This is a genomic window from Pseudomonas hygromyciniae, assembly GCF_016925675.1.
In the GTDB taxonomy this organism is placed as follows: Bacteria; Pseudomonadota; Gammaproteobacteria; order Pseudomonadales; family Pseudomonadaceae; genus Aquipseudomonas; species Aquipseudomonas hygromyciniae.
On the sequence record NZ_CP070506.1, the window covers coordinates 2,615,301 to 2,636,760 of the forward strand.

Below are 21,460 nucleotides of genomic sequence, written 5' to 3' on the forward strand. Positions count from 1 at the left end.
AGGAACAAATGTGGGAGCGGGCTTGCTCGCGAAGACGGTGGGTCAGTCACCTATGCATCAACTGACCCGCCGCCTTCGCGAGCAAGCCCGCTCCCACAGGGTTTTGTGCTGGGCTTTAGAGAGTGGCTATCAACTGGGGCCCAAATGCCTCACGCAAAAACTGCGGCGCGATATAGCGCTGGTAATGCGCCTCTGACAAACAGGCCATCGAGCGCTACGGCCTGCACATGACCCCTCAAGATAAATGAGGAACAAATGTGGGAGCGGGCTTGCTCGCGAAGACGGTGGGTCAGTCACCTATGCATCAACTGACCCGCCGCCTTCGCGAGCACGCCCGCTCCCACAGGGTTTTGTGCTGGGCTTTAGAGAGTGGCTATCAACTGGGGCCCAAATGCCTCTCGCAAAAACTGCGGCGCGATATAGCGCTGGGAATGCGCCTCTGACAAACAGGCCATCGAGCGCTACGGCCTGCACATGACCTCTCAAGATAAATGAGGAGCAAATGTGGGAGCGGGCTTGCTCGCGAAGACGGTGGGTCAGTCAACTATGCATCAACTGACCCACCGCCTTCGCGAGCACGCCCGCTCCCACAGGGTTTTGTGCTGGGCTTTAGAGAGTGGCTATCAACTGGGGCCCAAACGCCTCATGCAAAAACTGCGGCGCGATATAGCGCTGGTAATGCGCCTCCGACAACAGGAAAAACTCCCGATCAATCGCATCACGCAAATCCGCCAGGTGCCGCTCACGAAACTCCGGCAGCAGCGCCAGGCCATAGGCATCGAGCCTGGAAATCACCCGCGCACCGCGGGCAATCAACTGATAGGCCCAGCAGTAAGGCGACTGGTGCGGCATAAAACGGATCTTGCGCGCTTCCAACTGCTGGCGCAGGCGCGGGGCGTCCAGCACTTGCAGCTTGCTGGCCATGACCTGCACCAGCAATTGTTCGAGGCGCAGCCAGACCGCTTGTTTTTCCTCGGCGCTATAGCCATTCCACTGAATGACTTCATGGTGATAACGCTTGCAGCCACGGCACACCAGGTCGCCATACACGGTGGAACACAGGCCGACACACGGCGTCTTGATGGTTTGATTGGGCATAAAAACCGCGTCTTTCCTAATCCGCTATAAAAGGGTTCACAGGCGCTCCAGGGCGCTGAAACGCTGGTTCAACCATTGATACAACTGGGTCACCGCCCGCGACATCTGCCCGCGATGGGGGCAGGCGAAGCTCAAGGGGTACACATCCCCGGGAGTTTCCGGCAGCAGCACCACCAGGCGCTGTGCCTGCACATCGGCGTACACATCCAGCCAGGTCTTGTAGGCGATGCCTTCACCGGCGACGGCCCAGCGCCGCACTACGTCGGCGTCATCACTGAACAAGGGCCCGGAGACCTGCACGGTTTGCTCGCCCAACTCCCAACGGTTATGCAGGCGTCCGTTTTGCAGGTACAGCAGGCACGGGTGGTGGGGCAGGTCCTCGACGGAGGTCGGTGCGCCGTGGCGTTCCACGTAATCGGGCGATGCCACCAGCACCCGGCGATTCCATGGCGCCAAGGGCAGGGCGATATAGTTGGCATCCTCGTTCCAGCCATAACGCAGGGCCACGTCCACCGGGTCGCGAAACAGGTTGGTGACCTGATCCGATACCAGAAAACGCAAGGTCAGCCCAGGGTGTAGGCGGCGAAACTCGGTAAGCATCGGCAGCAGGATGTTGCGCCCCAGGTCCGAAGGCGCAGCAATCTGCAGTGTGCCCCGCAGCGGCGCGTCATCGCCGCGCAAGCGTTCGCGGCCCAGCTCCAACTGCTCCAGCACGGCACGGGCGGTCGGTAAGTACTGTTCGCCCTCGGCACTCAACCGCAGGCTGCGGGTGGTGCGGGTAAACAGGCGCACCTGCAGTTCCCGTTCCAGGCGCTTGATGGCTGCCGCAACCTGGCCAGGCAACAGGTTGGCCTCAACCGCTGCGGCGGTGAAGCTGCCCAGGGCCGCGCTGCGCAGGAACAGCCCAAGATCATCGATGCGGATCATTTTCACTCCAGGGATGAAAGTGTTGCTGCATTTTGTCGATTTTTCTTCGCGCTGGGAACGGTAAAGATGCAAGCCATCGAGGGCCATCGTCCCTCATCAACCGTGAGTTCCCATGAAAGCAATCTCCTTTACCCAACATGGCCTGCCCATTGACGACCCGTGCTCGCTGATCGACGTGAATATCGATGTTCCCCAGCCAGGCCCCAGGGACCTGCTGGTAGAAGTGCAGGCCGTGGCGGTCAACCCGGTCGATACCAAGGTGCGCTCCGGTACTTTCGCCAAGGAGCCGAAAATCCTCGGTTGGGATGCGGCGGGCATCGTGCGCCAGGTGGGCGCCGACGTCACCCTGTTCAAACCGGGCGACGCGGTGTACTACGCAGGCTCCCTGATCCGTTCCGGCAGCTACAGCGAATACCAGGTGGTCGATGAGCGCATTGTCGGCCACCGGCCGCGCACACTGGATGCGGCCCACGCCGCCGCCTTGCCGCTGACTTCGATCACTGCCTGGGAGTTGCTGTTCGATCGCCTTGGCGTGACCGAAGGCGGCGGCGAGGGCGAGGTGCTGTTGGTGGTTGGTGCTGGTGGTGGCGTGGGTTCGATCCTGGTGCAACTGGCCCGTCAACTCACCAACATGACCGTGATCGGCACCGCCTCGCGCCCGGAAACCATCGGGTGGGTTCAGCGCATGGGGGCCCATCATGTGATCAACCATCGTCAGCCGATGCTGGCCCAGCTCCAAGCTTTGGGAATTGACGCGGTCAGCCATGTCGCCAGCCTCACCCATACCGAGGAGTATCTGCCGCAACTGGTGGAAGTGCTGCGCCCCCAAGGGCGGCTGGGTTTGATCGACGATCCTGCCAGCCTGGACGTCATGCCGCTCAAGCTCAAATCCCTGTCCTTGCACTGGGAGCTGATGTTCACCCGCTCGCTGTTTGAGACCGCGGACATGATCCAGCAACATCATCTGCTCAACCGGGTGGCACAACTGATCGACCAAGGTATATTGCACACCACCCTCGGCGCGCATTTTGGTGCGATCAACGCGGCCAACATGCGCAGCGCCCATGCCCTGGTAGAAAGCGGCAAGGCGCGAGGCAAGATTGTGCTTGAAGATTTCCAATGAACACCCTGATCAAAGCCCTGGGCTTATCGCTGTGCGTAATGCTTGCCGGATGCGCCAGTCAACCTACCAATGGAGTCGCCAGCATGACCAAACCTTTGATATCCATCGCTGTACTCAAGGCCAAGCCTGGCCAGGAACAAGCGCTCAAGGCTGGCCTGCTGGCCTTGGTCGAGCCGACCCGCACCGAGCCTGGCAACCTGGATTACGTGTTGTTCGAACTGCGTGATGAACCCGGCACGTTCTATATGCGTGAGGCATTCAAGAACCAGATGGCCCTCGATGCGCATTTTGCAATGCCGTACTTCCAGCGCTTTGCCGCTACGGCGGACGACTTGCTCCAGGAACCGCTGAAACTGATCTTTCTTGAGCAAGTGTCCAACTGACGCAACACACCGCAACTGACTGTAGGAGCGAGCTTGCTCGCGAAAAACGCCTAGGCACCGCGTTTATCCAGGATGCCTGCGTTATCGTTGACGATCTTCGCGAGCAAGCTCGCTCCTACAGATGGTGTGGGTCAATCAATCCCAGCTCAACGCCCCGCCAGTCTGATACTCGATCACTCGGGTCTCGAAGAAGTTCTTCTCTTTCTTCAAGTCCATGATCTCGCTCATCCACGGGAACGGGTTAGTCGTCCCTGGGTATTCTTCCTTCAAGCCGATCTGCGACAGGCGACGGTTGGCGATGAACTTGAGGTAGTCCTCCATCATCGCCGCGTTCATGCCCAGCACGCCGCGCGGCATGGTGTCGCGTGCGTATTCGATCTCCAGTTGGGTCCCTTGCAGGATCATCTGGGTCGCTTCTTCCTTCATTTCGGCATCCCACAGGTGTGGGTTTTCGATTTTGATCTGGTTGATTACGTCGATGCCGAAGTTCAGGTGCATCGACTCATCGCGCAGGATGTACTGGAACTGCTCGGCCACGCCGGTCATTTTTGTTGCGGCGGCCCATGGACAGGATCTGGGTGAAGCCGCAATAGAAGAAGATACCTTCCAGCACGCAGTAGTAGGCGACCAGGTTGCGCAGCAGTTCCTTGTCGGTGTCGACGGTGCCGGTTTCGAACTTCGGATCGGAAATCGAGCGGGTGTATTTCAGGCCCCCAGGCGGCTTTTTTTAGCGACCGATGGGATCTCGTGGTACATGTTGAAGATCTCGCCTTCATCCATGGCCAGCGATTCGATGCAGTACTGGTAGGCGTGGGTGTGGATCGCCTCCTCGAAGGCCTGGCGCAGGATGTACTGGCGGCACTCCGGGTTGGTGATCAGGCGGTACACCGCCAGGACCAGGTTGTTGGCGACCAGGGAGTCGGCGGTGGAGAAGAAGCCCAGGTTGCGCATGACGATGCGACGTTCGTCGTCGGTCAGGCCTTCGGGGTTTTTCCACAGGGCGATGTCGGCGGTCATATTGACCTCTTGCGGCATCCAGTGGTTGGCGCAGCCGTCGAGGTATTTCTGCCAGGCCCAGTCGTACTTGAACGGCACGAGTTGGTTGAGGTCGGCGCGGCAGTTGATCATGCGCTTTTCGTCAACGGCGACACGGGCGCTAGCGCCCTCAAGCTCAGCCAGGCCTTCGGCGATGTCGAGTTTGTCCAGGGCGGCCTTGGCCCGCACGATGGCGGCGGAGTCATTGGCGGTCACGGCGCGTGCTTCGATGGCGGCGGCAGCGCCGGCACCATCGAGGCGGTCCATGTTGGCTTCGGTGGCGTGGCCGGCGTTGGCGCCACGGACTACTGCCGCACCGGTGTCTTCGTTGTCGACTTCATCCCAACTCAGCATGAAATACTCCTTCCTGGTCTGTTCTGACGGTGATGAGTCCGTCCAGAAAACTCGATAATTACCGGCGTCGCACACTATGTAGTGGTCGGCTGCGTGGGTGGGCACACTATATGGTGTGTAGGAAGGATGGTCAACGCACAGGATGTGCGGTTTTCGGTCGCTGCCAGGCGTAAGTTCAGCTATAACGCCTGAGTTTATTGGCCACACTTGGAATCTCAAGGGAATGAAAAATCTACTGATCCGCCCAGCCACCCAAGAAGACGCCGAGAGCATCTTCCGGGTGCATAAAAATTCCGTCGAAAACCTGTGCAGCGCCGACTACGGTCCCGAGCAGATCGCCATGTGGCTGGACGGTCGCTCACCCGAGACCTACCGCCCGGCCATCGCCGCAGGCAACCTGTGGCTGGCTTGCAGCGACACGCTCCAGGGCTTCGTGGAGATCGACGGTAATGAAGTCAGCAAGTTGTTTATTCGCGGGGAGGCAGCGGGGCGGGGGCTCGGTGCACGTCTGTTGGCCGAGGCTTTGCAGCGGATCGCCGCCGCTGGGCATGGCCGGGCCTATCTGGAAGCGACCCTGACCGCCGAAAAATTCTACGCCGCGCAGGGTTTTCGCAAGATCGGCGAAGGCACCTTCAGCCGTGGCAATAGCCCGGTGTCCATCGAGATCATCAAGATGGAGCGCGGCCTGTAGCTTCGTGCTCCAGCGGTTGCTCCTTATAGCCGTGCAATACGTCCGCTCTGGAAGACAGGAACAACGCGCTGCCAATCGTCATGACCCAATACCCGACCAAAACCATCGGCATTTCTTGATCGCCATCAAGCAGCTTTTACCCCCTCACTTCCTATCATGGTCCCCGCCAAGCAATGAGGAAGCGACCATGTCAGAGACCTTCACCAAGGGCATGGCCAGGAATATCTACTTCGGAGGAAGCGTGTTCTTCTTCCTGATATTCCTGGCCCTGACCTACCACACCGAACAAACCTTTCCCTCTCGCAGCAATCAAGAGCTACTCACCGAATCAGTGGTGCGTGGCAAGGGCGTCTGGGAGCGCAACAACTGTGTCGGCTGCCACACCCTGCTGGGCGAAGGCGCGTACTTTGCGCCGGAACTGGGCAACGTGTTCAACCGCCGTGGCGGCGAGGAAGCGTTCAAGCCGTTCCTGCATGCCTGGATGAAGATGCAACCGTTGGGCGTTCCCGGCCGGCGCGCGATGCCGCAATTCAACCTCAGCGACCAAGAGGTGGACGATATGGCCGAGTTCCTCAAATGGAGCTCGAAGATCAACACCAACGGCTGGCCGCCAAACAAGGAGGGCTGAGGGATGCGTACCGTCAATCCATATCTGAAATTCCAATCCCAGGCCGTGGCCAAACCCTACTTTGTGTTCGCCTTGATCCTGTTCCTGGGCCAGGTGTTGTTCGGTTTGATCATGGGCCTGCAATACGTGGTCGGCGACTTTCTGTTCCCGTTGATCCCCTTCAACGTGGCCCGCATGGTCCACACCAACCTGCTGATCGTCTGGCTGCTGTTCGGCTTCATGGGCGCCGCTTACTACCTGGTGCCGGAAGAGGCCGACCGCGAGTTGCACAGTCCCAAGCTGGCAATCCTGCTGTTCTGGGTGTTCGCCGTGGCGGGAGTGTTGACCATCCTCGGCTACTTGCTGGTGCCCTATGCGGCCCTGGCCAGGCTGACCCACAACGAACTGCTGCCCACCATGGGCCGGGAATTCCTGGAGCAGCCGACCATCACCAAGATGGGGATCGTGGTGGTGTGCCTGGGCTTTCTCTACAACATCGGCATGACCCTGCTCAAAGGTCGCAAGACCACCGTGAGCATGGTGATGATGACCGGGCTGATCGGCCTGGCGGTGTTCTTCCTGTTCTCGTTCTACAACCCCGGCAACCTGGCACGGGACAAGTTCTACTGGTGGTGGGTGGTGCATCTTTGGGTTGAAGGCGTGTGGGAGCTGATCATGGGCTCGATGCTGGCTTTCGTACTGATCAAAGTCACCGGTGTCGACCGTGAGGTCGTGGAGAAATGGCTGTACGTGATCATCGCCATGGCCCTGATCACCGGGATCATCGGCACCGGTCACCACTTCTTCTGGATCGGCGCGCCCGAGGTGTGGTTGTGGGTCGGCTCGATCTTCTCGGCCCTGGAGCCACTGCCATTCCTGGCGATGGTGATGTTTGCCTTCACCATGGTCAAACAGCGCCGGCGCCAGCACCCGAACCGGGCGGCCACGTTGTGGGCCAAGGGCACCACCGTCACGGCGTTCTTCGGCGCCGGGGTCTGGGGCTTCCTGCACACCCTGGCACCGGTCAACTTCTACACCCACGGCACCCAACTGACTGCGGCCCACGGCCACCTGGCGTTCTTCGGCGCCTACGCGATGATCGTGATGACCCTGATCAGCTACGCCATGCCGCGTTTGCGCGGTATCGGTGAAGCGCCGGATGCACGCTCGCAGACCTTGGAGATCTGGGGCTTCTGGATGATGGTTCTGTCGATGGTGATGATCACCCTGTTCCTGACGGCGGCCGGTGCCGTGCAAGTCTGGTTGCAGCGCTGGCAGGTAGACGGTGTGGCACTGCCGTTCATGGCCACCATGGATCACCTGACCGTGTTGTTCTGGGCGCGACTGGCCAGTGGCGTGGTGTTCCTGCTGGGCCTGCTCTGCTACCTGTGGAGCTTCCGGCAGCGGGGCAAGGGCTTGGACTCTGCCGTCCCCCGTGACTGCGTGAGCGGTCAACGTTAATCCCCAAGAGGGCGGCCCGGCAGGTAGTGCGGGCCGTTTTTATGTCTGGAGCACTTCACATGGCCTTTACCCTTGAGTTGGAAGAGTGGGTCGGCAGTGTCTGGCACCGCTTTATCACCCGCCGCGCCAGTGCGGACTTCCCCGAGGCGCGGGTCGACCTGGTCGACCGCCAGCGCAGCCTGGCCGTGTTGTTCCGCGCCCTGGGCGGCGCCCACGGGATTGCCCTGGAGGCCGCCAGCGAGCGCGACCTGCTGCTGCGGCGCAACCTGTTGATGCGCATCGCCGGCACCTGCCGGCAAGCCCCGTTGGCCTCGTGCGATGGCCATCGCCTGCGCCTGCCGGCAAGCCTGGCGGTGTTTCCCTCGGCCGCCCTGAACCTGGAACTGTACCGCTGGCTGGCGCTCCTGGCCGCACATGCCGGGCCGATGACCCACTGGGCCCGGGACAACCAGCGCTGGACCTGGCTGCTGTTGCAGCGTTACCCGGCCATGCTCCCCAGCTATCAGTGCCTGGTGGACGCCCACCTGCAATTGCGCCCGGATCCCGCCAGCCTCAACCCATCTGAAGCTGCCGTGGAAAAGGCCTTGCGCAAGGCCCTGCGCGAACCCGGCAGTATCCGCCAGTTACCCCGCAGCGAGCGCGCCGCCTGGCCGCTGCCCCTATGGCTGTATCCACCCTTGCACCTGCACAGCCCGCAGGCCGGCGATCTGGATGACGAGGGCGATGACCTGGCAACCCGTCCCGGCGAACAACAGGGCGCGCCCAAGCAAGCCAACCGAGTCGACGACAACAGCCGCGACGGCGGGCTGCTGGTGGTGCGCCTGGAAAACCTGTTCAGTTGGACCGAACACGTCGACCTCGATCGCTGGGCCGATGACTCCGAGGACGAAGATGCCGCGCGGGTCGCCGAAGACCTCGATCAGTTGAGCCTGTCACGCCAGCGCGTGCGCAAGAGTGGCGGCTTGAAGCTGCACCTGGACCTGCCCCCCGGCCGACGTCGACGACATTCCCCTGGGCGCAGGCATCAAACTGCCGGAGTGGGACTACCGGCAACAATGCCTGCACGCCAACTTCGTCAACCTGCAACTGATGCAACCGCGCGACAGCACGCCCCAGCCGCTGCCGGCGCGCCTGCTGCCCCAGGCTGCGCGGTTGCGCCGCCAGTTCCAGCAACTGCGCACCGACCGTCAATGGCTGCGTCAACAGCCCCAGGGCGCGGAGCTGGACCTGCAGGCGTGGCTGGATTTTCACGTCGAACGCCAACACGGCGCGTGCGCCGAGCGCGGTCTGTTCAAGGAGCAGCGCCGCACCCGGCGTGACTTGGCCTGTTTGCTGCTGGCCGATGTGTCGATGTCCACCGACGCCCACCTCAACGATACGCAAAAGGTCATCGACGTGATCCGCGACAGCCTGTTGCTGTTTGGCGAGAGCCTGGCGGGCCTGGGTGATGCGTTTGCCTTGTATGGGTTTTCATCCTTGCGCCGCCAGCAGGTGCGCCTGCAACAGCTCAAGTCGTTCCAGCAACCCTATGACGACCATACCCGCGGCTGCATCCAGGGCCTCAAACCGGGTTACTACACCCGTATGGGCGCGGCTATCCGCCACGCCACCCAGACCCTTGGCGCGTGCAAGCAACGGCGCAAACTGCTGTTGATTGTGACCGATGGCAAGCCCAACGACCTGGACTTGTATGAGGGGCGCTATGGCGTAGAGGACACCCGCCAGGCGGTGATGGAGGCGCGGCGCCAGGGCCTGGTGCCGTTCTGCATCACCATCGACAAACAGGCCGCAGATTACCTGCCGTATATGTTCGGCGCCCATGGCTACACCCTGATCCGCCAGCCGGAGCAACTGCCTCTGCGCTTGCCGCAGCTGTACCGGCAGTTGACCGAAGATCAGTAGAAGTCCCGGGGCAGCCAGAAGAACATCGTGATGCAGAACACGGCCAGCCCCAGGCAGAACCATTGGAAACGCTTGAGCCGCCGCGCCTCAAGGCTGGCGGTGGAGGCGGGCAGGGGCATGGCGCAGCGTTCGCAAGCAGCGTGCGGCGGCGGGTTGGCATGCTGGCAGTACAGGCAGACTCGCGCTGCGCTCATTCGAATTGCTCCAGGCGCAGGCGATCAAGGATGGCGATCTGTCGACCGTCCTGGGTGATGATTTTTTCATCGATCAGCCGGCGAATGATCCGCGAGAACGTCTCCGGCTGGATCGACAGGTGCCCGGCGATCAACTGCTTGGCCATGGGCAGTTCGAACGAACTGTCGGCGCTGTGCAGGCGCACCAGTTGCGTCAGCAGGTAGCGCACCACGCGGTGGGTGGCGTTTTTCAGGGACAGGGTTTCGATCTCGTTGACCCGCTGGTGCAGGCGCACACACAACTTGCCCAGCAGGGCGAAGGTCAGGCGGCTGTTGCTGTGGAGCAGGCGCATATAGGTGGCGTTGGACAGGCGATACAACTGCGTCGGGCACACCGCCTCGGCGCAGGCCACGTAGTTGGGGGTGTCCATGAGCATCATCGCCTCGGCGAAGGTCTGCCGCTCGCCGATCACTTCAAAGACTTTCTCCTGGCCGTCCGGAGTCAGGCGGTAGATCTTCACCGCGCCGGCAATCACGAAGTAAAACCCCTCGGCCGGCTCGCCCTGGCGGAACAATGGTTCGCCCTTGTCGACACTCAGCAATTGACTGCTGGCCATCAACTCATCCATCTGCTCTTCGTTGAGCGGCTCGAACAGGTGATGGCTGCGCAGGATCTGGTGATGCACGCGGTGCAGGACCCTCGGTGCGTCGGTGATCATACAAGCCACAACGACAGGCCACTGGCCGCCGCCATCATCGAACCGAGGATCACAAACCAGGCCAGGGGCTGGATGACTTTTTTCATGGGGACTCCGTGGGGCAGGGTAATGACGGGATAACCGGGTAGAGCAAGAGCTGGGCCAAAGAGAGGGCGTTGCAGAATGTGGGCTGTAGCGTCATCAGGGTTTGAATGACCCTATCAATAAGGGTTTTTTTAACCCTGTAATGGTCATTAAAACCCTCATTGTCAGCGCCGATTCCATGTGGGAGCTGGCTTGCCTGCGATGCAGGCACCTCGGTCTTCCAGTTAAACCGCAGCGATGCCATCGCAGGCAAGCCAGCTCCCACATAGGGTGGCGGCGCACCCGGGAGTTCGGCCCGGCCCTTGCAATGCCAATCCCGCGACGGCCCCCAGGATATTGCGCCGCCTCGAAGCCCTGCTTGATCTGCGACAAGGGCCGGGCGCGGGCAATCCCGGATGATCGGGCCGGCAATGACTTGAGGAGTGGTGGTATGCAAGTGCTGGATCGACGCAAGGCCATGTCGATAACCCCGTTGTTTCGCCTGGCTTTCCGGCCATTTTTCCTCGGTGGCTGCCTATTGGCGTTGCTGGCGATTCCCCTGTGGTTGCTGGCCCTGGCCGGCGACGCAGGCTGGCAGCCGGCGGGAGGCTGGCTGGCGTGGCATCGCCATGAACTGCTGTTCGGTTTCGCCTTGGCGATCATCGGCGGGTTCCTGTTGACGGCGGTGCAGACCTGGACCGGTCGCCCCGGCATCAGCGGTACGCCCCTCGCGGTGCTGGCTGGGTTATGGCTGGCCGCACGCCTGGCCTGGCTGTTCAACCTGCCATGGCCGCTGTTGGCCGTGCTGGAACTGACCTTTCCCCTGGCCGTCGCCGGCTTGATGGGCTGGACCTTGTGGAAAGTGCGGCAACAGCGCAACTACCCAATCGTGCTGGTGTTACTGCTGTTGACCCTGGCCGATGGCCTGTCCCTGTATGGCTTGCTGCGCGGTGACGAAGGCTGGCAGCGCCAGGCGGTGTTGACTGGGTTGTGGCTGGTGGCAGCGATGATGGGCTTGATCGGCGGCCGGGTGATTCCATTCTTCACCCAGCGTGGCCTGGGGCGCACTGAAGCGGTGAAGCCCTGGCCGTGGCTGGATTACCTGTTGTTGGCAGGCTCGGTGCTGGTCGCTCTGTTGTATGCCAGCGGTGTCGCGCTGATGCCCAGCCTCTGGGTTGGTTTGGTGTTTGCTCTGTTGGGGATCGGCCACCTGGTGCGCCTGGTGCGCTGGCATGACCGTGGCTTGTGGCGCGTGCCGCTGCTGTGGTCGCTGCACCTGGCCTATGCCTGGCTGGCCATGGCTTGCCTGGGCATGGCGCTGTGGCATGTGGGCGTGCCACTGGACCCAAGCCTGGCGGTGCATGCGCTGACGGTAGGGGCGATGGGCGGCTTGATCCTGGCGATGATCGCACGGGTCAGCCTGGGCCATACCGGCCGGCCATTGACCCCGCCCAAGGGCATGACCCTGGCCTTCACCCTGTTGAACCTGGCCTGCCTGAGCCGGGTGCTGCTGGTACTGATCTGGCCATACGCCGCGCTGTGGCTGGCGGGCCTGTGCTGGACCCTGGGCCTGGGTGTGTATCTATGGCGCTATGCCCCGATGCTGTGGCATGCGCGGGTTGACGGCCATCCGGGCTAGGAGAACGGGAATGCTGTATTCGTGGCTATTGATTGTGCATCTGCTGGCGGCCATTGCCTTTATCGGCACGCTGTTCTTCGAGGTTTTCATCTGGCACCGCGCCCGTGAAGAGTTGGCGTGGTCGGCGCAGTTCACCAGCGAGCAAGCCATTGCCCGGCGTTCGCGGCAGGTGCTGCATGGCGTGGTGGTGCTGTTGTATGGCGCGGGCATCGGGCTGGCCTGGCATTACCGCGGTGTGCTGGGCGCGCCATGGGCCAGCCATTTTTCGGCGATGTTGAGCCTGAAGATCGTATTGGCGGTGAGCATCATCGGGCACTACCTGTTGCTCGCGTACTGGTTGACGCAAAAACGCCTGAGCCCGCTGCGAGCGGTGTGGATTCGCCGCAGTATCCTTGGGCATATGGTACTGATCGTGATCCTCGCCAAGCTGATGCTGCGTTAAGACACCGTGATCCCTTCCTGTAGGAGCGAGCTTGCTCGCGAAAAACTCACGGACAACGCGTCTACCCAGGCAGCCTGCGTTTTGGTTGATGTTCTTCGCGAGCAAGCTCGCTCCTACAGGTCGGTCAGGCCTTTAGTGCGCGGACAAACAACACGTCATTTTCCAGATGAATATGCTCCAGCAAATCCCCATGAAACACCTCCAGCCCGTGATACAAGGCGTGCCAGGTATTGCATGCATCGCTGGGCGGTTGGATGTGGTTGGTCAGCGCCTGCAACTGTTCTAAAGCCTGGCCATGTTGCTCATGTTCAAAGCGCATGACCTGAATCGGCGGCGCAGCTTGGGGGCCCAGGCCCATCTGCAGCATCGGGAACAGCACTTGTTCTTCCTTGAGCATATGGCCCTCCAGTTCCTGCTCGATATCGCGCAGCAAGTCGGCCAGGCCATTGGGGCAGGCAAGGTGGTGACCGTGTACCTGCTCGACACGGCTGGCCAGGCGAATCAGTTCCGGCAGTTGTTCGCGGTGGCGGGCGTGGTAGCGCTGCAGCAAATGGTCGATCAGTTGCGCCTGGGACAGACTGTGGGGGGCGATGGCGTTCATCGGTTTTCCTCATCAAGTGAACAGATGAAGCGGTGATTGCATGCCGTGTGCCATTGGCAACTTGTTGAAAAAACGAGATTAATTTTTTGTAGTGGTCAGGATCACCCTGATGCTGCACGGTAGAACCGACCATACAAGGGTAGTAATGACCATGCTGCGTGAAAGTCTGTCGGCCGACCTGATTGTCGAATTGCCCAACGCGGTGCGCCTGCAACGCCTGGTGCAGACCCTGCGCGAATATTTCCATAGCGGCGCCGTGGGCCTGCTGCGCCTGGATGGCGACGACAGCCTGCGCCCCGTGGCCACAGTGGGGCTGGTGCACGAAGCCCTTGGCCGGCGCTTTGTGATTGCCCAACATCCGCGGCTGGCGGCGATCATGGCTTCTCGCGAACCGACCTGGTTCGAACCCGACAGCCGCCTGCCGGACCCGTACGACGGGCTGCTGGACAGCCAGATCGGTGAACCGCTGCCCGTGCATGACTGCATGGGCGTGAGCCTGTTCGTCGAAGGCCGGCCCTGGGGCGCGATTACCCTGGATGCGCTGCATGCCGGAACCTTCGATGCCAATGCCCGCGAGCAACTCAAACGCTGCACCCTGCAGATCGAGGCGGCGGTGCGGGTCACGCGCCTGGAGCAGGAAAACCGCAGCCTGCGCCTGTCGCGCAGCGATCCGGTGGCGGGTGCGCCCAGCGTCGAAGATGGCGAGATCCTCGGCCAGAGCCCGGTCCTGCATCAACTGCTCAACGAGCTGGATGTGCTCGCCGACTCGGACTTGCCGGTGCTGTTGCTCGGCGAAACGGGAGTGGGCAAGGAGCTGTTCGCGCGGCGCCTGCATCGCCTGTCGCGGCGCAGCAAAAAGCCGCTGATCCAGGTCAACTGCGCGGCGCTGCCGGAGTCTTTGGCCGAGAGCGAATTGTTCGGGCATGTCAAAGGCGCGTTTTCCGGGGCTACCAGTGACCGTGCCGGGCGTTTTGATGCGGCCAACGGCGGCACGCTGTTCCTCGATGAAGTGGGCGAGCTGCCGCTGAGCGTGCAGGCCAAACTGCTGCGCACCCTGCAGAACGGCGAGATCCAGCGCCTGGGCGCCGACAAGCCGCTGCATGTGGATGTGCGGATCATCGCCGCCACCAATCGCCATCTGCCCGAGAGCATTCGTGAAGGGCTGTTTCGCGCCGACCTGTACCACCGGCTGTCGGTGTACCCGGTGCCGATCCCGGCCTTGCGCGAGCGCGGTCACGATGTGCTGCTGTTGGCCGGGCACTTCCTTGAGCTCAACCGTGCACGGCTGGGCCTGCGCGGTTTGCGCCTGTCGTCGGCGGCCGAACAGACCCTGCTGGCTTATGCCTGGCCGGGCAATGTGCGCGAGCTGGAACATGTGATCAGCCGCGCCGCCTTGAAGCAACTGAGCCGTGGCGGCAATCGCAACCAGATCATGACCCTGGAAGCCGAACTGTTGGACCTGGACAGCGCCCCCCTTGGCCCAGGCGCCTGTGGCCCAAGCCTCTGCACCGGTATTTCAGACCCTGAGCGACGCAGTGGACGACTGCCAGCGCCAGAAGGTGCGTCAGGCGTTGAGCTTGTCGGGCGATAACTGGGCGAGCGCCGCGCGTATGCTCGGCCTGGACTCCAGCAACCTGCACAAATTGGCGCGGCGCCTGGGCCTCAAGTAGCGGCGCTGCGACGCCATGCCGCGGCGCGCAGTTGATCGCGGTCAAGGTGCCGGGCGCCTCGGCTGATCAGACTGTGGCGAACTGACCGGAGGTTCGCCCCATGCCCCTTTCCCTGGCGCAGATGCGCCGCAACTACACCCTGTACGGTTTGCGGGATGACCTGGTACAGGACGATCCCCTCGTGTTGTTCGGCCAGTGGCTGGAGCAGGCACGCAAGACCGAAGTGGCGCCGGTGGAGGCCAACAGCATGGCCCTGGCCACGGTCGATGCCCAGGGCCGCGCCCATTGTCGGATTCTGTTGCTCAAGGGCTTCAGTGCCGAAGGCTTCACCTTTTTCGGTCACTACCAGAGCGCCAAGGGTCAGGAACTGGCGAGCAACCCCAGCGCGGCCATGACCTTTTTCTGGCCGGGCCTGGAGCGTCAGGTGCGCATTGAAGGCACCGTCACGCGCCTGGCGCCGCAGCTGTCCGACGATTACTTCCACTCGCGGCCGCTGGCCAGCCAGATCGGCGCCTGGGCGTCGCCGCAAAGCCAGCCTCTGACCCATCGCGCGGAGCTGGAAGGGCGCCTGCGCGACGTCACCCAGCGCTTTGCCGGCCAACAACCGCCGCGCCCGGAGGAGTGGGGTGGCTATTGCCTGCAACCCGAGCGCGTGGAGTTCTGGCAAGGCCGCCCCGACCGCCTGCACGACCGCCTCGATTACCGTCGCCACGCCGGCACCTGGCAGCGCAGCCGCCTGGCCCCCTGAATCCGCCTAGAGGTACCTCCTCGGAGGAATAGGCCCGCCGGCCTTTGCGGTGCAGGCTTGGGCCATTGCTCATTTATCCCGGGATTTTCACCATGGCACACCTGACTCAACGCAATTTTGTCTCACTGAACATCGCCGTCCTGACCATCAGCGACACACGCAACTTTGACAACGACACCTCCGGGCAAACCCTGTGCGACCGCGTGCAGGCGGCCGGGCACGAACTGATCGACCGGGCCCTGGTGGTGGACGACATCTACCAGATCCGCGCACGCATTTCGCAGTGGATCGCCGACCCACAGGTGCAGGTGATCCTCACCACCGGCGGCACCGGCTTCACTGCGCGGGACAACACCCCACAAGCGGTACTGCCGTTGCTGGACAAACATGTCGAAGGCTTTGGCGAGCTGTTTCGCCAGGTCTCCGTGCCAGAGATCGGCATGTCGACCCTGCAATCACGCGCGCTGGCCGGCATGAGCAACGGCGTGCTGGTGTGCTGCATGCCCGGCTCCCCCGGCGCGTGCCGCACCGGCTGGGACAAGATCCTCCTGGGGCAATTGGACAGCCGCACCGGGCCGTGCAATTTCGCCCCGCACCTCAAGCCCCAGGCTGCGCAAGCGCTAGCACCCTGCGAGGCGCGGTCATGAGCCTATCGGTGTGTGAAAGTGGCGAATTGATCCCGGTGGACGAGGCCATCGAGCGCCTGTTGGCCCAGGCGCCACCCCCACCGTCCACCCAGCAGGTGAAAACCGCCCAGGCCTTGGGCCGGGTGCTGGCCAGCGATATTTTTTCCCCGGTCAACCTGCCGGCCTGGGACAACAGCGCCATGGACGGCTACGCGCTGTGTGCCGCGGACTTGCCGGCCGAGGGCGGCTACCTGCGCCTGGCCGGGCGCATCGCTGCTGGCGACGCCGCCGCGACGGCGTTAAGCAGCGGGCAGACCATGCGCATTTTTACCGGTGCTCCCTTGCCGTCCGGGGCCGACACCGTGGTACCCCAGGAGCGTTGCCGGGTCTATGGCCAGCGTATCTGGTGCCCACCCATGCGCGCCGGCGAACACGTGCGCAAGCAGGGTGAAGAAGTGACCCAAGGCGCCTTGCTGCTGCCGGCCGGCAAGCGCCTGCGCGCCCAGGAGTTGGGCTTACTCGCGGCGGCCGGCCTGGCTCAGATCAAGGTCTACCGACCGCTGCGGGTGTGCCTGTTGAGCAGTGGCGATGAACTGCGTGAGCCGGGCGATCACCTGGCGCCGGGGCAGATCTACAACAGCAATCGCCACTGCCTGGCAGCACTGCTGCAAGGCTGGGGTGTGGAAGTGCATGACTATGGGGTGATGGCCGACGAACTGGCCGTCAGCCGCGATGCGTTGACCTTGGCCTCTTCGGAATGTGACCTGCTGCTGACCTCTGGCGGAGTGTCGGTGGGCGAGGAAGATCACCTCAAGCAAGCCATCAAGGAACTGGGCCGCGTGGATTTCTGGCGTTTGGCGATCCAGCCGGGCAAACCCCTGGCATTTGGTGACGTGGCGGGCAAACCGTGGATCGGCTTGCCCGGCAACCCGTCGGCGGCGCTGATTACCGCGTTGGTGGTGGTGCGCCCGTTTCTGTTGCGCGCCCAGGGTGTGACTGAGGTCACGTCGGTGCCGATGTTGCTGCCCGCCGATTTTACCTGGACCCAGCGCAACCGCCGCCGCCAATACCTGCGCGCACGCCTGGCGCCGGGCATCGATGGCCAGGCGCGCGTCACCCTGCACCCACGGCAAAGCTCGGCGATGTTGAGCGCGGCGTGCTGGGCCGATGGTTTGGCGATTGTGGAGCGCGAACAGTTGGTGGAGAAGGGCGGCCTGGTGCGGTTCGTGTCTTTTGCCGAATTGATGCAGTAACTGTCGGCGGTAATCAATGTGGTGTTGGTGATGTATTTTCTGATGAGGATCAACCATGCAACTGGTCTGCCCGGCAGGGAACCTGCCTGCGCTTAAAGCCGCCGTGCGCCAAGGTGCCGATGCGGTGTATGTGGGGTTTCGCGATGACACCAACGCCCGGCATTTTGCCGGGTTGAACATGGACGACAAACAGTTCGACGGCGCCGTCGCCCATATCCGCCAGCACCAGCGCAAGCTGTATGTGGCGGTCAACACCTACCCGCAGCCCAAAGGCTGGGAGCGCTGGCAACGGGCAGTGGATCGCGCCGCCGACCATGGCGTGGATGCGCTGATTGCAGGTGACCCGGGCGTGCTGCAGTACGCCAGCAGCCGTCATCCGCAGATGGCCTTGCACCTCTCGGTACAGGGTTCGGCGACCCATGCGGCAGCGTTGCAGTTCTACGCCGAGCGCTACGGCATCCGCCGTGCGGTGCTGCCACGGGTGCTGTCGCTGGCCCAGGTCAAGCACGTGGCTGCCAGCAGTTCGGTGCCGATCGAGGTCTTCGGTTTCGGCAGCCTGTGCATCATGGCGGAGGGCCGGTGCCATCTGTCTTCGTACATCACCGGCGAATCCCCGAACCTGTGCGGCGTGTGCTCGCCGGCCAAGGCCGTGCGCTGGAGCGAAGACGCCGACGGCCTGAGCGCACGCCTGAGCGAAGTGTTGATCGACCGCTATACCCCGGACGAACCGGCGGGCTATCCGACCCTGTGCAAGGGCCGTTTCATGGTCGATGGCAAGCGCTTCCATGCCCTCGAAGAACCCACCAGCCTCGATACCCTGGACCTGATCCCCGAGTTGATCGCCATGGGCGTGGAAGCGGTAAAAATCGAAGGCCGCCAGCGCAGCCCGGCGTATGTCGAGCAAGTCACCGGGGTCTGGCGCGCCGCGCTGGACGCCCACCGCAGTGCGCCGGAACGCTTTGTGGTCAAGGACCAGTGGCGCAGCGTGCTGGCCGGTCTATCCGAAGGCAGCCAGACCACCCTGGGCGCCTACCATCGTTCGTGGCAATGAGGAACCGCACATGAAACTCAGCCTGGGACCGGTGCTGTTTTATTGGGATAAGCAACAACTGGGGCAGTTCTACTCCGAGATGGCCAGCTTGCCGCTGGATGTGATCTACCTGGGGGAAACCGTGTGCTCCAAGCGTCGCGCGTTCAACCTTGATCAATGGTTGGGCCTGGGCCGCGAATTGCAGGCGGCGGGCCACGCGCAAATCGTGCTGTCGAGCCTGACCCTGATCGAGGCCGCATCGGAGCTGTCGAGCCTGCGCCGCCTGTGTGACAACGGCCAGGTGCTGGTCGAGGCCAATGACATGGGCGCCGTGCAACTGCTTGCCGAGCGCAAGCTGCCCTTTGTCGGTGGGCCGGCGTTGAATTTGTATAACGGCCATGCCCTGGTGCAACTGCTGGATGCCGGGATGATGCGCTGGGTGCCGCCGGTGGAGTGCTCGGCCGCGCTGATTGGTGATGTGTTGGAGCAGGTGCGTGAATTGGGTCGGCCGTTGCCGGAGGTTGAAGTCTTTGCCTATGGGCACTTGCCCCTGGCCTACTCGGCGCGCTGCTTCACTGCCCGAGCGGAGAACCGGCCCAAGGATGACTGCCAGTTCTGCTGCCTGAACTACCCCGATGGCATGGCCTTGACCAGCCAGGAAGGGCAGGCGCTGTTTACGTTGAATGGCATCCAGACCATGTCGGCGGATGTCACCAACCTGCTGGCCGACTATCCGGGGCTTGTGAGTTGCGGCGCCGACCTGCTGCGCCTGAGCCCAAGGGCGCAGGGCATGCTGGGCATCGTCGACGCTTTTGATCGGGTGCGCCAGGGCGCCACGCCGCCGGTATTTGTCGAAGGCTGCAATGGCTACTGGCATGGTCAGGCCGGGATGTTGCGGGTCGAGGAGGTGGGGCTGTGCTGAATCGTAAGCAATGGCTGCTCAAGGGCGCCGACCGCTTATTGCCGCTGATGCGCAAGGTGCCGTTTGTGGTGCAGCGCCTGGCGCTGCAACAGGCATTGAATCGCTGCCTGGCCGAGCCCTTGGGCGATGGCGGCTTTGAACTGCTGCGTGGGCGCTGGATGTGCCTGCGCATTCCCGACCTGGGCTTGCGCTGGTACCTGACCCTGAGCCGCGACGGGCTACGCATCGCCGAACGGGCCGAGGCCCAGGTGACCATCAGCGGTAACTGGCGCGAGTTCCTGTTATTGGCCAGTCGGCAGGAAGATCCGGACACCTTGTTCTTCCGCCGGCGGTTGGTGATCGAGGGGGATACGGAGTTGGGGTTGGGCCTGAAAAACCTGATCGACAGCCTCGACCCGGACGTGTTGCCGCCCTGGTTGTGGCGCAATCTGGAACGGGCCGGTAAAGGCCTGGCGACAGGAGCTGCCTGATACCCCTGTGGCTAGAGGGCTGGCTATGGATAGGGGGCTTGTTGTGGCGAGCGGGCTTGCTTGTGGCGAGCGGGCTTGCCCCGCGCTGGGCTGCGAAGCAGCCCCAAACCCTGCGCCCTCGGTCTCTCTGATACAACTCAGCGATCTTGTTGGGGCTGCTGCGCAGCCCAGCGGGGGACAAGCCCCCTCGCCACAACAAGCCCCCTTTCCATAGCCAGCCCCCTAGCCACAAACAAGCGCGGTGCTATGGGGTCATTGCTCCATGGCCCGCAAGATCGCATGGGCCGCTTTCACCCGTTCGGCATTGGGGTAGTTCTTGTTCGCCATGATCACCACTCCGATGCCTCTGCTCGGCACATAAGCGATATAGGCACCAAAACCACCGGTCGAGCCGGTCTTGTTCACCAGGGTGTTGGCGCGCAGTGGCTGTGCCGGTGTCAGCCACTTGACCGGGTGCGGTTCCATGGCCATGGGCGTCGAGTTGCCAGCTAGCAGTTCGTCGACACTCAGCGGGTAAGGGTACATCTCCCAGCCGAGTCCCTGGGTAGTGTTGCCCACGGTGTAATAACCCGTGTGCGTGGCGGCAATCGCCTGTTGTAGCGGCTGCTCCAGCGAAGTCGGGTTCATGTTCAGCGCCATGTAGCGAGCCAGGTCGGCAGGGCTGGTTTTCACGCCGTAGGCTTCGCTGTCCAGTGCGCCTGGGCTGACGCGCACCGGCTTGCCGGCCTTGTCATAACCCTGGGCGTACAGGCCCATTTGTGCCTTGGGCACCGTGAGATAGGTGTGTTTGAGCCCAAGCTTGGGCAGCAGGGTCTGTTCCATCGCCACGTCGAAAGGTTGCTGCAGGCTTTGCGCCGCCAGGTAGCCGAACAGGCCCAGGCTGGGATTGGAATACTGGCGCTGGGTGCCGGGTGCGAAAGCGGCTTTCCAGTGCTGGAAGTAGCCGATCATCTGCTGGGCATTGTCCGCCTCGTTGGGGAACTGCAACGGCAGCCCGCCTGCGGTGTAGGTGCCCAGGTGGAGCACGCTGATGTGGTCGAACAGGCTGCCGCGCAAGGCCGGCAAATAGTCGCTGGCCGGGGCAGAGAGCTTCAGCTTGCCGGTGGCCTGGGCATAGCCGGCCAGGGTGGCGGCGAAGGTCTTGCTCACCGAGCCGATCTCGAACAGGGTGTTTTCGCTGACGGGCTGCTGGCTGTCCTTGGCGGCGATACCGTAGTTAAAGTATCGGGCCTTGCCGTCCTGCACGATGGCGACTGCCAGGCCGGGAATTGCCTGTTGCTGCATCAGGGGCTTGACGGTGGCGTCCACCACCTGGCGCAGAGTGTCGGCGGCCATGCAGTTGCCGGCGCCGAGCAATAGGCTGAGAATCGTGACGTTACGCACGTGTTGGTACATGATGAGGTCGCTTCCATGAGGATGATCGGATGTATCACGGCCTGCGCAGGCGTGGCCAAGATAGGCAGTTTTCCGACCCTGGACAACCGATGATATCTCGCACCAGTCATTAGAAAAATTTGGGCTTA

Annotated in this window: 18 protein-coding genes and 5 pseudogenes; 15 read left to right on the plus strand and 8 right to left on the minus strand. The window is 62.7% G+C overall.

The window, feature by feature from the left end:
• Positions 1 to 115: 115 nt before the first annotated feature.
• The 3 genes and pseudogenes from JTY93_RS29030 to JTY93_RS11525 all read right to left on the minus strand — a co-directional run.
• Positions 116 to 214 (minus strand): annotated as a pseudogene (locus JTY93_RS29030) (DUF1289 domain-containing protein); the annotation flags it as partial.
• A gap of 395 nt (positions 215 to 609) precedes the next feature.
• A complete protein-coding gene (locus JTY93_RS11520; protein WP_169998876.1) occupies positions 610 to 1,098 on the minus strand; it encodes a DUF1289 domain-containing protein in 489 nt (162 codons plus the stop codon).
• 36 nt (positions 1,099 to 1,134) lie between these two features.
• A complete protein-coding gene (locus JTY93_RS11525; RefSeq protein WP_169998878.1) occupies positions 1,135 to 2,025 on the minus strand; it encodes a LysR family transcriptional regulator in 891 nt (296 codons plus the stop codon).
• Between the two features lie 112 nt (positions 2,026 to 2,137).
• Here JTY93_RS11525 and JTY93_RS11530 point away from each other — a divergent pair, with 112 nt between their 5' ends.
• Both JTY93_RS11530 and JTY93_RS11535 read left to right on the plus strand, forming a co-directional pair.
• A complete protein-coding gene (locus tag JTY93_RS11530; RefSeq protein WP_205479781.1) occupies positions 2,138 to 3,148 on the plus strand; it encodes a zinc-binding alcohol dehydrogenase family protein in 1,011 nt (336 codons plus the stop codon).
• A gap of 83 nt (positions 3,149 to 3,231) precedes the next feature.
• Positions 3,232 to 3,531: a putative quinol monooxygenase gene (locus tag JTY93_RS11535; RefSeq protein WP_205479778.1), complete on the plus strand. Its 300-nt coding sequence runs from the start codon at positions 3,232 to 3,234 to the stop codon at positions 3,529 to 3,531.
• 135 nt (positions 3,532 to 3,666) lie between these two features.
• Here JTY93_RS11535 and JTY93_RS11540 read toward each other — a convergent pair.
• Positions 3,667 to 4,920: pseudogene (locus JTY93_RS11540) on the minus strand (ribonucleotide-diphosphate reductase subunit beta).
• 223 nt (positions 4,921 to 5,143) lie between these two features.
• Here JTY93_RS11540 and JTY93_RS11545 point away from each other — a divergent pair.
• The 4 genes and pseudogenes from JTY93_RS11545 to JTY93_RS11560 all read left to right on the plus strand — a co-directional run bounded on the left by JTY93_RS11545 (position 5,144) and on the right by JTY93_RS11560 (position 9,581).
• Positions 5,144 to 5,611: a GNAT family N-acetyltransferase gene (locus JTY93_RS11545; protein ID WP_205476425.1), complete on the plus strand. Its 468-nt coding sequence runs from the start codon at positions 5,144 to 5,146 to the stop codon at positions 5,609 to 5,611.
• Between the two features lie 187 nt (positions 5,612 to 5,798).
• Positions 5,799 to 6,239 (plus strand): c-type cytochrome, encoded by a 441-nt coding sequence (locus tag JTY93_RS11550; RefSeq protein WP_029294425.1) that lies wholly within the window; start codon positions 5,799 to 5,801, stop codon positions 6,237 to 6,239.
• Positions 6,240 to 6,242: 3 nt separating this feature from the next.
• Positions 6,243 to 7,679, plus strand: a complete 1,437-nt coding sequence (locus tag JTY93_RS11555) for a cbb3-type cytochrome c oxidase subunit I (RefSeq protein ID WP_205519017.1) — start codon at positions 6,243 to 6,245, stop codon at positions 7,677 to 7,679.
• A gap of 59 nt (positions 7,680 to 7,738) precedes the next feature.
• Positions 7,739 to 9,581, plus strand: a pseudogene (locus tag JTY93_RS11560) (nitric oxide reductase activation protein NorD).
• On the opposite strand, the gene JTY93_RS11565 reads toward JTY93_RS11560, so the two are convergent.
• Both JTY93_RS11565 and JTY93_RS11570 read right to left on the minus strand, forming a co-directional pair.
• Entirely contained in the window at positions 9,575 to 9,775 is a 201-nt protein-coding gene (locus tag JTY93_RS11565) for a protein DnrP (protein ID WP_170058035.1), read from the minus strand. The pseudogene JTY93_RS11560 and the gene JTY93_RS11565 overlap by 7 nt on opposite strands.
• The gene (locus tag JTY93_RS11570) at positions 9,772 to 10,473 is read right to left on the minus strand and encodes a Crp/Fnr family transcriptional regulator (RefSeq protein WP_029294499.1); all 702 of its coding nucleotides are present in this window, start codon (positions 10,471 to 10,473) and stop codon (positions 9,772 to 9,774) included. The genes JTY93_RS11565 and JTY93_RS11570 overlap by 4 nt, the downstream gene beginning before the upstream one ends.
• Positions 10,474 to 10,987: 514 nt before the next feature.
• Between JTY93_RS11570 and JTY93_RS11575 the strand changes: the two genes are divergently transcribed.
• Both JTY93_RS11575 and JTY93_RS11580 read left to right on the plus strand, forming a co-directional pair.
• Complete coding sequence (locus JTY93_RS11575; RefSeq protein ID WP_205476428.1) at positions 10,988 to 12,175, plus strand: NnrS family protein; 1,188 nt, start codon at positions 10,988 to 10,990, stop codon at positions 12,173 to 12,175.
• A 10-nt stretch (positions 12,176 to 12,185) separates the two neighbouring features.
• Positions 12,186 to 12,617, plus strand: coding sequence for a hypothetical protein (locus tag JTY93_RS11580; protein ID WP_205476429.1), 432 nt, complete (start codon positions 12,186 to 12,188; stop codon positions 12,615 to 12,617).
• 124 nt (positions 12,618 to 12,741) lie between these two features.
• Here JTY93_RS11580 and JTY93_RS11585 read toward each other — a convergent pair.
• Positions 12,742 to 13,179, minus strand: a pseudogene (locus JTY93_RS11585) (hemerythrin domain-containing protein); the annotation flags it as partial.
• A gap of 190 nt (positions 13,180 to 13,369) precedes the next feature.
• On the opposite strand from JTY93_RS11585, the pseudogene norR reads away from it, so the two are divergent.
• The 7 genes and pseudogenes from norR (at position 13,370) to ubiT (ending at position 19,937) form a co-directional block, all read left to right on the plus strand.
• Positions 13,370 to 14,888: pseudogene (norR, locus tag JTY93_RS11590) on the plus strand (nitric oxide reductase transcriptional regulator NorR).
• Positions 14,889 to 14,988: 100 nt separating this feature from the next.
• Positions 14,989 to 15,636: a pyridoxamine 5'-phosphate oxidase gene (gene pdxH, locus JTY93_RS11595; protein ID WP_205476432.1), complete on the plus strand. Its 648-nt coding sequence runs from the start codon at positions 14,989 to 14,991 to the stop codon at positions 15,634 to 15,636.
• Positions 15,637 to 15,728: 92 nt separating this feature from the next.
• Positions 15,729 to 16,283, plus strand: a complete 555-nt coding sequence (moaB, locus tag JTY93_RS11600; protein ID WP_169999419.1) for a molybdenum cofactor biosynthesis protein B — start codon at positions 15,729 to 15,731, stop codon at positions 16,281 to 16,283.
• Positions 16,280 to 17,515, plus strand: a complete 1,236-nt coding sequence (locus JTY93_RS11605) for a molybdopterin molybdotransferase MoeA (protein WP_205476433.1) — start codon at positions 16,280 to 16,282, stop codon at positions 17,513 to 17,515. The genes moaB and JTY93_RS11605 overlap by 4 nt, the downstream gene beginning before the upstream one ends.
• A 55-nt stretch (positions 17,516 to 17,570) precedes the next feature.
• Complete coding sequence (ubiU, locus tag JTY93_RS11610; RefSeq protein ID WP_029294516.1) at positions 17,571 to 18,566, plus strand: ubiquinone anaerobic biosynthesis protein UbiU; 996 nt, start codon at positions 17,571 to 17,573, stop codon at positions 18,564 to 18,566.
• 10 nt (positions 18,567 to 18,576) lie between these two features.
• Positions 18,577 to 19,467, plus strand: coding sequence for a U32 family peptidase (locus JTY93_RS11615; protein WP_205476434.1), 891 nt, complete (start codon positions 18,577 to 18,579; stop codon positions 19,465 to 19,467).
• The gene (gene ubiT, locus JTY93_RS11620; RefSeq protein WP_205476435.1) at positions 19,461 to 19,937 is read left to right on the plus strand and encodes a ubiquinone anaerobic biosynthesis accessory factor UbiT; all 477 of its coding nucleotides are present in this window, start codon (positions 19,461 to 19,463) and stop codon (positions 19,935 to 19,937) included. Before JTY93_RS11615 ends, ubiT begins: the two co-directional genes overlap by 7 nt.
• Before the next feature lie 252 nt (positions 19,938 to 20,189).
• Here the strand turns inward: ubiT and ampC are convergent, their stop codons facing one another.
• Entirely contained in the window at positions 20,190 to 21,332 is a 1,143-nt protein-coding gene (gene ampC, locus JTY93_RS11625; RefSeq protein WP_205476436.1) for a class C beta-lactamase, read from the minus strand.
• Positions 21,333 to 21,460: the final 128 nt, after the last annotated feature.